This is a genomic window from Mesorhizobium sp. P3_A9 (assembly GCF_056402975.1).
Genome location: NZ_JBFUGJ010000137.1, coordinates 1 through 14,869, shown reverse-complemented (window position 1 = coordinate 14,869; position 14,869 = coordinate 1). Strand labels below are relative to the sequence as shown.

Genomic DNA, 14,869 nt, shown 5'->3' with positions numbered 1-14,869 from the left:
CCGGACCGCGCTGCAGCCAGCCGAGGCGCGAGAAAGTCGGCAAGCGCGGCAGGGTCAGATTGCGCTCGATCGAATGTTCGAGGACCAGGCCCTGGACATGCCGGTCCTCCGGCACCAGCGCGATGCCTTGCCGTATCGCTGCCGCCGGGTCTGTGCCCTTCAACGACACGCCGTCGAGGCTGGCCTCGCCCGACTGGACGGGCCGCAGGCCGAAGATGGTCTGCAGGATTTCGGTCCGCCCGCTGCCGATCAGGCCGGCGAGGCCGTGGATCTCGCCCCCGCGCAATTCGAGGTTGACGCGATCGAGCCTGTCATTGCTGACATCAGTCAGCTCGAGCACAGGTTTTTGGGAGGAGCCAGCGGAAGCCGATGACGGCGTGCCTTGCCCGGCGCCGTCCGTCTTCAGAACAGCATGATCCGGCCCGACGATCGCGCCCACCAATTGCCGCATATTGCTCTGCGCCGTGACGAATGTTCCGGCATTCTGCCCGTCGCGGAACACGGTCACCCGGTTCGAAATCCGGAACACTTCGTTGAGGCGATGGGTGACGTAGATCACCCCGACGCCGCGCGCGGCAACGGCGCGGATCGCCTCGAACAGGATCTTTTCTTCGTCGTCGGTCAGCGCCGAGGTCGGCTCGTCCAAAATGAGCAGGCGGACATCGCCCATCAGCGCCTTGGCGATCTCGGTCATCTGGCGATAGGCGAAGGGCAGCGAGCCAACCATGGCGCGGGCATCGAGCGGGATGTTCTGCGATTTGAGGAACGCCTCGGCCTGCGCCACCAGCTGGCGTTTTTTCAGGAAGCCAAGCCGTGTCTTCGGTTCTCGTCCCAAGAGCAGATTGTCGGCGACCGAAAGCGATTCGACCAGGCTCAGATCCTGGTAGACGACCGCCACGCCGGCATCGCGCGACTGGGCGGGCGAAACGAATGAGACGGGCTTGCCGTCGATTTCGATCGAGCCGCCATCATGCACATGCACGCCGCTCAGGATCTTGATCAGCGTCGATTTGCCGGCGCCGTTTTCGCCAAGCAGCGCATGCACTTCACCGGACAAGATTTCGAGGCTGACGCCGCGCAGCGCATTGACGCCGCCGAACCGCTTCCTGACGCCCTCGACGCGCAGCAAGGGGGCCTCGGAAATCAGCGCAGTCGAACCCGGTTCGATCATGACGCCCGCACTTCCTCCCTTTGACGCGTCCCCACCCCAGACTGTCGAGAGTCTCTTTTGAGACTTCTCTTACTTTTTTTGTGACTTTTCCATCAGGTTGATGAAATGTCAAACGGAGTCAGGCCTGCGGCTGAAATGAATCCGGCCCGACCTCACCATGTTCGGTGACGATGGCGTCGAAGCCGTCCATGGTTGAGAAAAAGGCGCGCTTGAGCTTGCCGATCTTGCTGGAGTCGATGACCAGATAATTCTCGCGCGCCAGGCCCATCACCTTCTGTTTCACCACCGCCTCGTGAAAATGTTCGCAGGTGGCGCCGCGCTTGGCATCGACGCCGGCGGCCGACAGGAAGGCCGCGTTGATGCCGACGCTGTTCAAGATCTCGAAATCATGCGTGCCCGAGAAAGACGCCGACGCCGGATGATAGACGCCGCCCAGCATGATGATCGTGACATTGGCCTTGCGGCTCAGGCGCTCCGCCACATTCATGGCGTAACATATTGCCGTTATTTGATAATTGTCGGGAATGAGATCGATCATATGGATCAGCGTCGTGCCGCAGTCGATGAAGATCGTCTCGTCGGGCCGTATCCTGCGCACCGCATGCGCGCAGGCTTCGCGCTTCGCCGCCGCATGGCTGTCGGCCGCGGTCGCCAGCTCGTAAGGGATATCGGCCTCGATCTCGGCCGCCGCCAATATGTGTCCGCCGAGATAGGCGATCTGCCCCTGGTTGGTGGCGATATCGCGCCGCACCGTCATCTCCGAGACGCCGAGAAGCGCCGCCGCCTCGCTAAGATGGATGACCCGCCGCTGCGACAGCAGATCGATCAGCCGTGCCGTCCTTTGCGCTTTGCGAGCGGTCATGCGTTGGGCCTGTGCATCCCTTGAAATGTGAGGATTTTAACAACCGCTCTCATTCAGATGCAAGCCCAGTGTCCAGGTTCGCCCTGGGTCTCTTTAGGTGCGGCGCGAAAGATAGTCGCGAAGGCGATGCAGGCGCCGTTGAATCTCCGGCGTGTCGAACAGAAAGGGGCCGCCGCCGGGTCTGTACATCGCAAGGTCCATAACGGCACTTTGAACAAGCTCGTCATCAGGATAGGCGTCGTCGAGCAACACTTCCAAGCTGTTGGCGGCTGCCAGGCCGGTGTCCTCTCCACTGACGAACCTGTTCAGCAGCAAGCTGAGGTCGCCCACGGTGTCACCCCTTCTTGGCCCCGAACCGCAACCCGTCCATCARSAGCYTGACCAGCCGGCGCGAGCGGTCGCGCCACTCCGGCGTGTCGGGCGCTGAGTAGATGCCCGACAGCGCGTGCAGCACATCCGAGGCGTCGACATCACCGCGGATGGTGCCGTCGGCCACCGCCGCCTCGACCAGTTGGCGCAAGGCCTGCGACACTCGCCCGGACGTGTCTGAAAACAGCGTCGAATTGGTGCTGAACAGGATGCGCAGGCTGGTCGCCAGGCCGCGCTTGGTGGCGATGTAGTCGACAAAGCGCTGCATCCACTGCTCCAGCGCGACATCGGACGGATGTTTTGCCGCGAGATCACCGGCGGCCGCGCACAGGCCCTCCGCCTCACGCCGGTAGACCACCTCGACCAGATGCTCGCGCGTCGGGAAATGCCGGTAGAGCGTGCCGATGCCGACACCGGCGCGGCGCGCGATCTCTTCCAGCGAGGCATCGATGCCGYGCTCGGCAAACACAGAAGCCGCCACCTCGACCAGTCGGTCGCGGTTGCGCTGTGCATCGGCACGCAGCGGTTTTTCCTCTGCGGCCTTGTTTTCTGTGATGACGGCTTCGGCCAATTTTTTCTCCACGGACGAAATATGGGACTTGAACCCGGCCAGGCCAAGCCCCAACTAATAAACGGAGGCACCTCCGTTTTAAGTGGAGCGCCTTCATCATATAAGAAGGGGAAGCGATATGTCACGTCTTTCGAACCTGCAAGCCGACATCTCCCCTGCCCGCCTGTCTCCCGGGAGATCCGCGGTCATCTCCACGTCCGCCCACGCCTGACCATAAGGTTACCTTGCCCTTCTCCGGCAAGGCACCAGTTCACTTCCCATCCGCGTCAAGCAAACTGGAGCCAGACGCCCATGACCAGCCTTCCCATCACGCTCACCATCAACGGGCACCGACACGAGCTGGAGGTCGATCCGCGCGTAACCCTGCTCGACCTGCTGCGCGAGCGGCTCGATCTCACCGGCACCAAGAAGGGCTGCGACCGCGGCCAGTGCGGCGCCTGCACGGTGCTGGTCGACGGCAAGCGCATCAACTCCTGCCTGGCGCTGGCGGTCAGCCATGACGGCGCCGATGTCTTGACCATCGAAGGCGTCGCCCACGGTGAAGAGCTGCATCCGGTGCAGGCCGCCTTCATCGCCCATGACGGCTTCCAGTGCGGCTTCTGCACACCCGGCCAGATCATGAGCACGCTCGGCCTGATCGCCGAGGGACAGGCCGGCGACGATCCCGAACGCATCCGCGAGGGGCTGAGTGGCAACATATGCCGCTGCGCGGCCTATGGCGGCATCGTCGAGGCCGTCCTGGAAGCCCAGGTAGAACTTGCCAAAGCCGACCGGAGGACCGCGGCATGAGAGACTTCGACTATATCAGACCCGCCACCATTCCCGACGCCATCGCGGCGGCGGCCGAGCCGGGTTCGGCCTATCTGGCCGGCGGCACCAATCTGCTCGACCTGATGAAGGGCGGCATCACCAGCCCCGAGCGCATCGTCGACATCTCTCGGCTGCCGGAACTCAATCGCATCGAACGGCTGGACGATGGCGGCCTGCGCATCGGTGCACTGGTCCGCAATGCCGATCTCGCCCACGACGCGGCGTTTGCAAAAGCCTATCCGGCGGTGGCCGAAGCGCTGCTGTCGGGTGCCTCGGCGCAGCTTCGCAACGCCGCCACTGTCGGCGGCAATCTCCTGCAGCGAACGCGCTGCAGCTATTTCTACGACACCGCCAGCGCCTGCAACAAGCGTGTATCAGGCGCCGGCTGCGATGCACTGGGTGGCGAGAACCGCCTGCACGCGGTACTCGGCTGGAGCGATGCCTGCATCGCCACCCATCCGTCGGACTTCTGCGTACCGCTGGTGGCGCTCGACGCCGTCGTCGAGATCGAGGGCAAGAAGGGCCGGCGCCACGTCACGCTGGAGGAATTCCACCGGCTTCCCGGCGAAACGCCGCAGCGGGAGAATGCGCTGGAGCCCGGCGACCTGATCGTGGCGGTGCGCCTGCCGGCGGAGGCGGCCTCCTTCGCCGCCAATGCTCGTTATCTCAAGGTGCGCGAGCGCACCTCCTATGCCTTCGCCGTCGTCTCGGCCGCCGCGGCACTTGTCGTCGATGGCGGCAAGATCCGCGCCGCGCGGCTGGCGCTCGGCGGCGTCGCGGCCAAGCCGTGGCGGGCGCGCTCGGCGGAAGCCATCCTGCTTGGCGCCGATGCCAACGCGGCGACCTTCGCCGGTGCGGCGGACGCYGCCTTGGCCGATGCCAGCCCCTCCGGCGACAATGCGTTCAAGATCGAGCTTGCCCGCCGCATCGTGGTCAGGGCGCTGATATCCGCCCTGGCGGGAACGCCCGAGCGGCTGCCGGCCCTTCCTGCCTCCCCGTTCTCAAACATTCCCGGAGCGCGCCATGACGCTTGAACTCAGCCTCAACCAGCAGCCCGCCCATGCCCGCCAGGGCTCCAGCATCGGCCAGCCACTGACCCGCCGCGACGGTTTTCTGAAAGTCACCGGTGCAGCCCGCTATGCGGCCGACAACCATCCGCCCGGCATGCTCTACGCCGTGCTCGCTGTCTCCAGCATCGCGCGCGGCCGCGTTGCCTCGCTGGATGTCGAGGCAGCCAAGGCGCACAAGGGCGTGGTCGAGGTGATGACGCCCAAGAACCGGCCGGCGCTCGCCGCTGACCCGGACGCCAAGGACCATCCCTTCATGTTCCGGCTCGACCTGTTGCAGAACGACGGGGTCCGCTACCCCAACCAGAGCATCGCCGTGGTGATCGCCGAAACGCTGGAAGCGGCGACCGAAGGGGCGGCGCTGCTCTCGCCGCGCTATGAAGCGCTGCCGGCGCGCGTCGGTCTCGACGATGCCGAAAGCTTCGTGCCGCGCGGTGTCGGCGTCGGCAATCCGGCCGTTCAGCACAAGGGCGATGTCGAGGCCGGCCTCAAATCGGCAAAGACGCGGATCGAAGCCACCTACGAGACGCCGGCCCAGTACCACAACGCCATGGAGCCGCACGCGATCGTCGCCGCCTGGGATGGCGACCGGCTGTCGATCGACACGCCGAGCCAGGGCCTGGCTATGGCGCAGGGCCGCATCGCCGGCCTGTTCGGCATCGCGCCGCAAAACATCCACATCCGCAGCCCCTTCCTCGGCGGCGGCTTCGGTTCGAAAGGCATGATTTCCGGACCGCAGGTGCTGGGCATCCTGGCGGCGCGTCTCGTTGGCCGTCCCGTCAAGCTGGTGCTGCGGCGCGAGCAGATGTACGGGCCTGTCGGCCACCGCGCGCCAACGCGCCAGACCTTGCGCATGGGCATGGATGGCGAGGGGCGGCTGACGGCCATAACCCATCACGCCAAGACCACGTCGAGCACCTTCGACGATTTCTTCGAGCCGGCGGCGGACGCCTCGCACACGCTCTATGCCAGCCCTGCCATCACCACCTCGCACGAGGCGGTGCGGCTCGACACCGGTACGCCGCTGTTCATGCGCGCGCCCGGCGAAGCCACCGGCTCGATCGCGCTCGAGAGCGCCATCGATGAGGCGGCGCACGCCTGTGGCATGGACCCGCTGGAATTCCGGCTGCGGAACTATGCCGAGGTCGAGCCGATGACCGGTAAGCCGTTTTCCTCCAAGGCACTGCGCGAATGCTACAGACAGGCGGCCGAGACGTTCGGCTGGGCGAGCCGCCCGCTGCAGCCGCGGCTGATGCGCGACGCCGACGGTTTCCTTACCGGCTGGGGCATGGGCACGGCGACCTTCCCGGCCATCATGTTCCAGGCCGAGGCGCGAGCCGTGCTGAAGGCCGATGGCAGCGGCCTGATGGAGACCGGCGCGCAGGACATGGGGCAAGGCGCCTGGACCGCTTTCGCCCAGATCGCCGCCGATGGGTTGGGGCTCGACATCGACCAGGTCGATTTCAGGGCCGGCAGTTCCGACCTGCCCAATGCGGGCATTGCCGGCGGCTCCGGCCATACGGCGACGGCCGGCATGGCGATCCACAATGCGGGCGCCGCCGTGATCGCCAGGCTCGCCGATCTCGCCACCGGCAACGAGGCCTCGCCGCTGTTCGGCGCCGGCAATGAAGGCGTGGTGGCGCGCGGCGGCCGGCTGTATCGCCGCGACGATGAGAATCGGAGCGAAAGCTATGCCGAGATCCTCACCCGCGCTGGCCTCACCGAGATCGAAGGCCACGGCAAGGGCGCTCCGGACCCGGCATCCCAGGAAACCTATGCCAAGCACGCGCATGGCGCCGTCTTCGCCGAGGTCAAGGTCGATCCCGATTTCGGGCAGATCCGCGTCACAAGGCTGGTCGGCGCCTTCGCCGCCGGGCGGGTCATCAATCCCAGGCTTGTGCGCAGCCAGTATTATGGCGGCATGATCTGGGGCGTCTCCTTCGCGCTGCACGAGGAAGCCGTCCCCGACCGGCGCTCGGGGCGGATCCAGAACGCCAACCTCGCCGAATACCATGTCCCGGTGAATGCCGACGTTCCATCGGTCGAGGCGCTTCTGGTCCATGAGGACGACCCTTACGTCAATGCGCTCGGCATCAAGGGCGTCGGCGAAATCGGCATCACCGGCACCGCCGGCGCGGTTGCCAACGCGGTCTGGCATGCAACCGGCGTGCGGCCTCGCCGCTTTCCGATCCGCATCGAGGATCTGTTGGCCTGAGAGTGGTCCGCGCAGCGACGGGAAGCCGATTACGTGGCTTCCCGAACGAGAGTGCCCAAAGCGACAGCGAAGGGCAGGATAGCGGGCGCTAGATCCGCCGGCTGCCCTCGCCTGCCCGACATGAGATCAACCGACTTCGCGTCAAGCAATTGGAGCCCGACGCCCATGACGAAAACAACAGTCCCCATCCATCTCGACATCAACGGCCAGCACCACGAATTGCAGCTCGAACCCCGCGTCACGCTGCTCGACGCCTTGCGTGACAGGCTCGGCCTGACCGGCACCAAGAAAGGCTGCGACCACGGCCAGTGCGGCGCCTGCACCGTGCATGTCGACGGCGAGCGCGTGCTGGCGTGTCTGACGCTGGCAGCACAAGCCGAGGGCCGCACCATCACCACCATAGAGGCGCTTGCGCGGGAGGGCGAACTGCATCCCGTGCAGGCTGCCTTCCTCGAGCAGGACGCCTTCCAGTGCGGCTATTGCACGCCGGGCCAGATCATGTCGGCGGTCGCCTGCATCCGTGAGGGCCATGCCGGCTCGGATGAAGAGATCCGCGAATACATGGCCGGCAATCTCTGCCGTTGCGGCGCCTATCCGCACATTGTCGCCGCTGTCCGACAGGCAGCCCTGGAGGTCGCATCATGAGGGATTTTTCCTATTTCCGCGCCGGCTCGATCGATGCCGCACGCCAGGCAGCCGCCCTGCCCGGCGCCATGCTGCTTGCCGGTGGCACGACACTGATCGATCTCGCCAAATGCGGCGTTGCCGAGCCCGATAGCCTGGTCGACATCACCCATCTCAAGGGGCTGGACCGGATCGAAGTGACCGAGCGCGGCGCCACCATCGGCGCGCTCGCCAGAATGGGCCACGTCGCCGACCATGCCGACATCAAGAGCCGCTTCCCCGCAATCTCCGAAGCGCTCTGGCAGGCGGCGTCGGCGCAGATCCGCAACATGGCGACCATCGGCGGCAATCTAATGCAGCGCACGCGCTGCCCCTATTTCCGCGATCCCGCGAATTTTTCCGCCTGCAACAAGCGGCAGCCCGGCTCAGGCTGTTCGGCCATCGGCGGCGTTACCCGTGGTCACGCCGTGCTTGGCACCAGCGAGGCCTGCATCGCCATGTACCCCGGCGACCTCGCCACCGCGCTGGTCGCCTTCGACGCGACAGTCCATCTCGGCGAGCGCAAGCTTATGGTGGACGACTTTTTCCTGCTGCCCGGCAGCACGCCCGACAAGGAACATGCGATCGAGCCCGGCGAAATGATCACCGCCATCGAAATTCCCGCCTCCGCTACTGCCCGCCGCTCGACCTATCTGAAGATCCGCGACCGGCAGTCCTATGAATTTGCCGCCGCGAGTGCCGCCGTCGGCCTCGAACTGGAAGCCGATGGACGCACCATCCGCGACCTGCGCGTCGCGCTCGGCGGCGTTGCCACCAAGCCATGGCGCGCGCGGGCCGTGGAAGACGCGTTGAGGGGCAAGGTGCTGGAGCCGGAAACCGTCCGCGCCGCCAGCCTGCTCGCCRTSGARGGCGCCGTCGACCAYGGCGCCAACCACTACAAGATCGAGCTCGCGCCGCGCGTYATCGCSCGCGCCATCCTCAAATTGGGAGAGACGGCATGACCGTTCACAACATCAGACATGGTGACGCCTCCGATGGCGCGCTGGCGGAAGCCGTCGGCGGCCGGCTGTCGCGCGTCGACGGCCCGGCCAAGATCACCGGTGCCGCGAAATAYGCCGTCGAGCAGCAGCTCGAAGGGCTAGCCTACGCCGTGCTGGTCGAAAGCACGATTGCGTCAGGCAAGGTGCGCGCCATCGACACCGCAGCCGCCGAGACAGCACCCGGCGTTCTGCAAGTGTTGACGCCGGACACCATCATCAGCCTGAGAACCGCATCGGACTGGTTCGGCACACCGCCGCCCGACAAGCCCTACTGCCCGCTGGCGCGCGACATCACCTTCTCGGGCCAGCATGTCGCGGCTGTCGTCGCCGAAACCTTCGAACAGGCGGTCGCTGCCGCTGCCCTGGTCAAGGTCAGCTATGACGAGACGCCTGCCATTGTTGATCTCAGCGACAGCAAGGCCGGTGATGGCATTCCGATCGACGCCATGACCAAGGAATGGGGCGATGCGCCTGCCGCCTTCGCTTCGGCGCCGGTGCGGATCTGCGCCGCCTACAACACGCCGCGCGAATACCAGGCGCCGATGGAGCCGCACGGCCTGATCGCCCGCTGGGAAGGCGACCATCTCACCGTGTGGGAGCCGAGCCAGTGGCTCGACGGCATGGCCCGCACCTATGCCGAATGGTTCGAAGTGCCGTTCGAGAATGTGCGGCTGGTCTCGCCCTATATTGGCGGCGGCTTTGGCTCCAAGGCGCTGGCGCTCAGCCACGGCGCGGTGGCCGCCAGTGCAGCCAAGATGCTCGGCCGGCCGGTGCGGCTGGTCATGACGCGGCCCCAGACTTTCACCGGGTACGGCGGCCGCGCCGCGACACGGCAGACGGTGACGATCGGCGCCGACCATGACGGCGTGATCCAGTCGATCGTGCATCGCGGCGTCAATGAAACATCGATCGACGGCATGTGGGTCGAGCCGCTCGGCTCGGTCACCTCGATCATGTACGCGACGCCGAATTTCTCTTCGAAGCAGAATGTCGTGCGGGTGAACTCGGTGGTGCCGGGCGCCATGCGCGCGCCGGGCGAAAATCCCTCGGCTTTCGGCATCGAAAGCGCCATCGACGAGCTTGCCTATGAGGTCGGCATCGATCCGCTGGAGATCCGGCTCAGAAACTATGCAGAGCAGGACCCGCACGCCAAAAAAGCCTGGTCGACTAGGCAGTTGCGCGAGGCTTTTGCTGCTGGCGCAGAACGCTTCGGCTGGGCCAGGCGCTCGCCAGCACCACGCTCGATGCGTGACGGCAACCAGCTGATCGGCTGGGGCGTCGCCGCCGGCACCTACCCGGTGCGCCGCGCGTATGGCGAGGCGATCGTGCGCATCCTSGCCGACGGYTCGGTCGAGGTCGAAAGCTCSTCSATCGACATGGGCCAGGGCACCTACACSATCCTKGCSCAGACSGCSGCCGARACGSTSGGCGTKCCGGYSGASSACGTGKYGGTGAAGCTCGGCGACTCSCRCTTYSCCCGCGCYGGCGTCACCGGCGGCTCGCGCCTTGCCGGCGTCATGACGGGCGCGGTCTACAAGGCCGCAACCTCGGCGCTCGACCAGTTGGTGGGGCTCGCCATCAGCGATCCGCGTTCGCCCTTCCACACGCTGCAGGCCAATACTTTGGTTGTCGCCAATGGCCGTATCACCGCACCGCGCGGCGATGGCCCCGATGTCTCCATCGCCGAACTGCTCAAGAGCGTCGGCCGCGACCAAATCGAAGCCACGGGCGACACCATGCCGGCCAACTCGACGGCCGAGGACCGCTACAAAAACTACACCACCATCGCCATGTCGCTGCCGCACACCGAGGGCGACTATTCCCGCCACTCCTGGTGCGCGCATTTCATCGAGGTGCGCGTCGACGAGGATTTCGGCACCGTACGGGTGTCGCGCGTCGTGTCGGCGCTGGATTCCGGCCGGCTCTACAACCCGAAACTCGCCGAAAGCCAGTGGAAGGGCGGCATCATCATGGGCATCGGCCAGGCGCTGCTGGAAGAAGGCATCATGGACCGCCGCCACGGCCGCATCGTCAACAACAACCTCGCCGATTATCTGGTGCCGACCAATGCCGACATTCCCGACATCGAGGTGATCTCGGTCGGCATTCCCGACCTGCACTCCTCGGTGCTCGGTGGCAAGGGTGTCGGCGAACTGGCTATTGTCGGTGTCGCGCCGGCGATCGCCAACGCGGTGTTCCATGCGACGGGCAAGCGCGTGCGCGACTTGCCGATCACGCTGGAGAAGCTGATCTGATGGCTGCGCCGGGAAATTGGGCAGAGCGGTTTCGGTCCGGCACCCCATAGCGGGGCCGGACCGCACTCAGCCGACAGGCTGTCCCTTGGCCTTGTCGGCGGGTGCGGCACCGTTTCCGACAGCCGGATCAGGCGGCGCGACATTCTCGTTCACGACCGCCGGGTCGCTGTCGGCGTTATCCGCGTTTGACGTCTTGACGGCATCGCCAGTCTCCAGCGCATTGGCAAAGCGCTGGAGCGTGTCCGGCACAAGGCGTTCGGCAAACCCGGCTATAAAACCCCAGATCAAGACCTTGGCATAATCTTCCATGGTCGTCGGCCCGAAATTGCTCGTCAGGTCCGTGAAGTTCTTGCAAGCCCCGATCTTACACGTGAATTCGGGTATCAGTTGAGCGACGGTCAGCAGCTTGCTGGCGAAGACCAGATAGAGAACCGCAGCGGCGATGGCTCCGACAACAGCCGGAACGAGCGAATAGATAAACAGATAGAATTTGGGCAGGTCCTGCAACACAGGGCTGACCAATGCCTTTGGCAGATCGTCGAACTGGTAGAGGCGGATCAGCGCGCTGAAGAAAGAGCCCAGGCAGCCGGACAGCACCACGACCGGGAAAATTCCAGGTGCGATATCGCTGTCCCCCTGAGCCTTCATGGTCAGGATCGCCGCGACGACGATCGCGGCGATCACGGCGATCGTCGTCAGGAACAGCCAAAGCAGCATCCTCTGGTATGCGGCAAGAATCCGCCCGGCAATCTGCTTGTCCGCGGTCAATACGTTTAGGTCCACCACTGAGGCCCCATTATCCGGTGTCGGCTCTGCCACGGCCCCTCCTTGATTTTCTAGTGATCAAAATGATCCAAGGTCGMCACAACAAGGTTTGAGTGCGTTCCCAGCCAATCCATTTCGTCCTGGTTATGTAACTGCGTAGCGACGACCCATGAGACCGCCAGCGCCTTATCTCCGTGCGCCAAGGCTTCCAAGGCGCGCTGAATGCAGTCGTGAGCTGATGTGGTCAGTCTCTGTACGTGCAAGACCGGGGTAATCGTGCCATCGAGGTGAAGTTTGATGGAAAAGTCACCAAGATAGGTCGCGCAAAGCAGAACGTCGCTGCACGGTCCGCGATCCGACCAGGCCCAGTTGACGTCGGCAAACGCCCTCGAGGCATCAGCCGTATCGTCAGCCAACGCCCGGCCGTGAACGACGGCCAGGAATGCCAATGACAGGCTCGTCAAGATCGATTGCCGCCACAGAAAATGCATCATTTTCCTCGGGCTACTGGCTGTCGAGGGTCGACTTGATCGTCGTGTAGAAACTGCGCCGCAGAATGACGGACTTCCTCACCTTCGGCTTGCTGCTGGTGATCGTTCCGCCATAGAGGCGCCTGATGATCTCATCGATATTCCCGGCATCGGCCAGGGCATTGAACGGCTTGTAGTCCCTCCAGTACCAAGCAGTCCCCTGTATGTTGGTGCCTATGTCCTTGATGATCAGGTCCGGATCGGCCACGAGGCGGTTGTCCCCGAAAATCGCACGGCTGCACGAATTGTAGGTTGCTTCCCAGGTAAGCTGATGCATGCCGCGACCGTAATACCGTCCGTACGGCATGCCGTGCCCCCTGCCATACTCTTCGAATGTCCGGAAATAATCCGTCTCGATGACCGCCTGCGACAGGAACGCGACTTCCCTCAGTCGCGTACCGGCATCGGCGAGCAACATCGCGCGATTGAGTGCGTCGGCGACGACATCCAGATTGAGCTGCGACCGGATATGAACGCCGCCACAGCGGTCCATGATGGTCTGCAGGAGAACTTTGTCCAGCGTGACGAAGCTGCCTGACGGCGATGATGGCTGCGCCGGTTGCGGTGGGCTGCCATCCGCCTGCTCGGGCCGAAGATAGGACAGCAGCACGTGGCCATCCGCGGCGCCGTCGCCGTTCCGGTCCACCTGTCCCCACGTCCCTTCCCGCTTCAGAAGGTGGACACGTGTACCCAGTTGAAGAACGCCGACAACCGCGAACTCCGTGCCAGGGCCTGCTCGCAGGTTGAGGCCATCGCGCGCGATCGTCACATAGACATCGCCGGTTGCAGTCGTCGCCGGCACCACGTTTGGCGGCGGCGGCGCAGCCTCCATCGGGACTGGCTCCTCGTCGCCGACCGCGCCATCGATAGCGGGAGAGACTTCGTCCGCCATCGCGTCATCCAGCATGTTGGTCATTTCCCCACCCACCAATCTGAATTCAGTCTATGCTGTGAAACTCCAAAGTAATTTCGTCCGAAGGGTCGGTGCGTCCGTATCGGATTTATCCGAGGGACCATCGAATACAGCCGCGAACAACAAGCTATCGCCTCGATTCAATCAGGCGTCGACGCTTCCGCGATCAGTCATGTCTGCTGGGCTTGGATTCTGTAATCATCATCTGCGGCCAGCCGAGATGGCAGGCATTCGAAAAGTCATCAACGAACTATGTGCTGATGCTCCCCAATCGTTTTATCTTTTTTCTCACCCGGTTRTCACGCTACTACTCTGTTCAAGTAGAATCGAGTCCTCATTCCGGCCGTTCTGGTAATTTTTTCTTGAGAATCCTGGCTGGGAAGCCGGCCTCCTCTGATCTGCTGGCCATCTCCCCCTAGGGAAAGATGGCCGCTTCAGCCGATCAGAACTTGTAGCTGAGCCCGACCCGGACATCGTGCGTCTGCAGATCGACATGCGTCTCCGTGAGCAGACCGGCTGCTATCGAGAGGTCCTTGCTGCCGAAGTCGGAGTAGCGATATTCGGCCCGCGCGATCCACCGGTCGGTGAAGGCATGCTCGATGCCGGCGCAACGGTCCAGCCGACATGGGTCTCATCGTGGAATGGTATTTGAACGGCGCCGCTACCGCCGATCGCAGTCACTTCATACTTTGCCGCGGCCACGCCGGCAGCGATGTAGGGCAAAGTCCGATCGAAAGCGTAGCCCGCCCGCAGCCGCGCCGCACCCGACCACTTAAGTTCGCTCTTGAGCAATGTGCTGAAACCACCGCCACTAGCATCGAGGGGCGTCAGTCCGTCGGCATTGCTGTAGGCGATGTCAGCCTCGGCGCCGATGACGAAGCGGTTCGCCATCTGGTAGTTGGCGCCGATATGAATACCGCCAATAAAACCGTCTGGATCGAGGGGAAGGTTAAGGTCCGTGGCCCCACCGATGCCGCCGCCGGCGATGAAGAGATCGGACCTTCCGGCCACGTATCCGATGTCGACGCCGGCATAGAGGCCGGACCAGTCGTAGCCGGAAACGGGCGATGCCTCAGTGATGTCTGCCGCGCATGCCATGCCGATCGGCGCGAGGATGAAGGCCGTAGCGAGTAGGATCGTTTTCATTTTGTCTGCCGCCCCAAGGGTTGTGGTCCCCGCCGCGAAAATGCTCCGCGGCGATCGAGCACCCGGTGTTGCATTGTCCGCGGGTCACGTCTTGGGCTGGGCCGCACTGGAATTGTCTGGGATAGTGGGGCGGCGCTTTCCCGGTCGGTGTGGCGATTCAGCCGCAGTCGATTTGGCGCTCGACAGGACTGGCGGCGCGAACCTACCTGGCGCCGCTCGGCGTCGAGCCGAAGCGGCGGCGGAAGCAGCGATTGAAATAGGAAACGTCGGAGAAGCCGCTGAGCAGCGCGATCTCGCTGATGCGCATCCGGTCGTTGCGCCTGTCGCAAAGCATCCGGTGCGCCCTCTGCAGGCGCAATTCGTGAATGCGCTCGGCAAAGCTCACCCCGGTTTCCTGCAGCAGGTCATGGACATAGCGCACCGAGAGCCGCAATTGCGAGGCAACGCTCTGGGCCGAAATGGCGGGATCGGCGAAATTGTCCCGCATCTTTTGCAGGATGGCCTGCAGCCTTGCCGCGCGCAGGCCACGCA

At 64.3% G+C, this 14,869-nt stretch carries 16 protein-coding genes; 6 read left to right on the top strand and 10 right to left on the bottom strand.

All coding sequences use genetic code 11. From position 1 onward, the window contains the following. From AC1DX0_RS19035 to AC1DX0_RS19020, 4 genes are all read right to left on the bottom strand, one after another. Positions 1-1,171 (bottom strand): sugar ABC transporter ATP-binding protein (locus AC1DX0_RS19035; protein ID WP_477356422.1); only part of this gene is annotated, 1,171 nt, incomplete at its 3' end. A 118-nt stretch (positions 1,172-1,289) separates the two neighbouring features. Then, positions 1,290-2,033: a DeoR family transcriptional regulator gene (locus AC1DX0_RS19030; protein ID WP_477223685.1), complete on the bottom strand. Its 744-nt coding sequence runs from the start codon at positions 2,031-2,033 to the stop codon at positions 1,290-1,292. A 93-nt stretch (positions 2,034-2,126) separates the two neighbouring features. After that, the gene (locus AC1DX0_RS19025; RefSeq protein ID WP_477223684.1) at positions 2,127-2,363 is read right to left on the bottom strand and encodes a hypothetical protein; all 237 of its coding nucleotides are present in this window, start codon (positions 2,361-2,363) and stop codon (positions 2,127-2,129) included. A 4-nt stretch (positions 2,364-2,367) separates the two neighbouring features. Then, positions 2,368-2,985, bottom strand: coding sequence for a TetR/AcrR family transcriptional regulator (locus AC1DX0_RS19020; protein ID WP_477356420.1), 618 nt, complete (start codon positions 2,983-2,985; stop codon positions 2,368-2,370). Between the two features lie 279 nt (positions 2,986-3,264). Here AC1DX0_RS19020 and AC1DX0_RS19015 point away from each other — a divergent pair, with 279 nt between their 5' ends. The 6 genes from AC1DX0_RS19015 to AC1DX0_RS18990 all read left to right on the top strand — a co-directional run bounded on the left by AC1DX0_RS19015 (position 3,265) and on the right by AC1DX0_RS18990 (position 10,984). Next, positions 3,265-3,762, top strand: a complete 498-nt coding sequence (locus AC1DX0_RS19015; RefSeq protein ID WP_477223682.1) for a (2Fe-2S)-binding protein — start codon at positions 3,265-3,267, stop codon at positions 3,760-3,762. Next, entirely contained in the window at positions 3,759-4,817 is a 1,059-nt protein-coding gene (locus AC1DX0_RS19010) for an FAD binding domain-containing protein (protein ID WP_477223681.1), read from the top strand. Before AC1DX0_RS19015 ends, AC1DX0_RS19010 begins: the two co-directional genes overlap by 4 nt. Beyond that, complete coding sequence (locus tag AC1DX0_RS19005) at positions 4,807-7,065, top strand: xanthine dehydrogenase family protein molybdopterin-binding subunit (protein ID WP_477223680.1); 2,259 nt, start codon at positions 4,807-4,809, stop codon at positions 7,063-7,065. The genes AC1DX0_RS19010 and AC1DX0_RS19005 overlap by 11 nt, the downstream gene beginning before the upstream one ends. A gap of 165 nt (positions 7,066-7,230) precedes the next feature. Further along, positions 7,231-7,710, top strand: a complete 480-nt coding sequence (locus AC1DX0_RS19000; protein ID WP_477223679.1) for a (2Fe-2S)-binding protein — start codon at positions 7,231-7,233, stop codon at positions 7,708-7,710. Continuing rightward, complete coding sequence (locus AC1DX0_RS18995; protein ID WP_477356418.1) at positions 7,707-8,690, top strand: FAD binding domain-containing protein; 984 nt, start codon at positions 7,707-7,709, stop codon at positions 8,688-8,690. The genes AC1DX0_RS19000 and AC1DX0_RS18995 overlap by 4 nt, the downstream gene beginning before the upstream one ends. Further along, a complete protein-coding gene (locus AC1DX0_RS18990) occupies positions 8,687-10,984 on the top strand; it encodes a xanthine dehydrogenase family protein molybdopterin-binding subunit (protein ID WP_477356416.1) in 2,298 nt (765 codons plus the stop codon). Before AC1DX0_RS18995 ends, AC1DX0_RS18990 begins: the two co-directional genes overlap by 4 nt. 66 nt (positions 10,985-11,050) lie before the next feature. On the opposite strand, the gene AC1DX0_RS18985 is transcribed toward AC1DX0_RS18990, so the two are convergent. The 6 genes from AC1DX0_RS18985 to AC1DX0_RS18960 form a co-directional block, all read right to left on the bottom strand. Further along, positions 11,051-11,803, bottom strand: a complete 753-nt coding sequence (locus tag AC1DX0_RS18985; protein ID WP_477223676.1) for a hypothetical protein — start codon at positions 11,801-11,803, stop codon at positions 11,051-11,053. Positions 11,804-11,820: 17 nt separating this feature from the next. Beyond that, positions 11,821-12,243: a hypothetical protein gene (locus AC1DX0_RS18980; RefSeq protein WP_477356414.1), complete on the bottom strand. Its 423-nt coding sequence runs from the start codon at positions 12,241-12,243 to the stop codon at positions 11,821-11,823. Between the two features lie 10 nt (positions 12,244-12,253). Further along, positions 12,254-13,195 (bottom strand): SH3 domain-containing protein, encoded by a 942-nt coding sequence (locus AC1DX0_RS18975; RefSeq protein ID WP_477223674.1) that lies wholly within the window; start codon positions 13,193-13,195, stop codon positions 12,254-12,256. Between the two features lie 439 nt (positions 13,196-13,634). Next, entirely contained in the window at positions 13,635-13,766 is a 132-nt protein-coding gene (locus AC1DX0_RS18970; RefSeq protein ID WP_477223745.1) for an outer membrane protein, read from the bottom strand. Beyond that, positions 13,712-14,338: an outer membrane protein gene (locus tag AC1DX0_RS18965; RefSeq protein ID WP_477223673.1), complete on the bottom strand. Its 627-nt coding sequence runs from the start codon at positions 14,336-14,338 to the stop codon at positions 13,712-13,714. The genes AC1DX0_RS18970 and AC1DX0_RS18965 overlap by 55 nt, the downstream gene beginning before the upstream one ends. 202 nt (positions 14,339-14,540) lie before the next feature. After that, positions 14,541-14,869: helix-turn-helix transcriptional regulator (locus tag AC1DX0_RS18960; RefSeq protein WP_477356412.1), on the bottom strand; the 329-nt coding region annotated here is incomplete at its 5' end.

What these genes read in the sequence shown, in the direction of transcription:
- AC1DX0_RS19030 (WP_477223685.1), bottom strand. Translation starts at nt 2,033, where the DNA reads ATGACCGCTCGCAAAGCGCAAAGGACGGCACGGCTGATCGATCTGCTG.
- AC1DX0_RS19015 (WP_477223682.1), top strand. Translation starts at nt 3,265, where the DNA reads ATGACCAGCCTTCCCATCACGCTCACCATCAACGGGCACCGACACGAG.
- AC1DX0_RS19005 (WP_477223680.1), top strand. Translation starts at nt 4,807, where the DNA reads ATGACGCTTGAACTCAGCCTCAACCAGCAGCCCGCCCATGCCCGCCAG.
- AC1DX0_RS19000 (WP_477223679.1), top strand. Translation starts at nt 7,231, where the DNA reads ATGACGAAAACAACAGTCCCCATCCATCTCGACATCAACGGCCAGCAC.
- AC1DX0_RS18975 (WP_477223674.1), bottom strand. Translation starts at nt 13,195, where the DNA reads ATGACCAACATGCTGGATGACGCGATGGCGGACGAAGTCTCTCCCGCT.
- AC1DX0_RS18965 (WP_477223673.1), bottom strand. Translation starts at nt 14,338, where the DNA reads ATGAAAACGATCCTACTCGCTACGGCCTTCATCCTCGCGCCGATCGGC.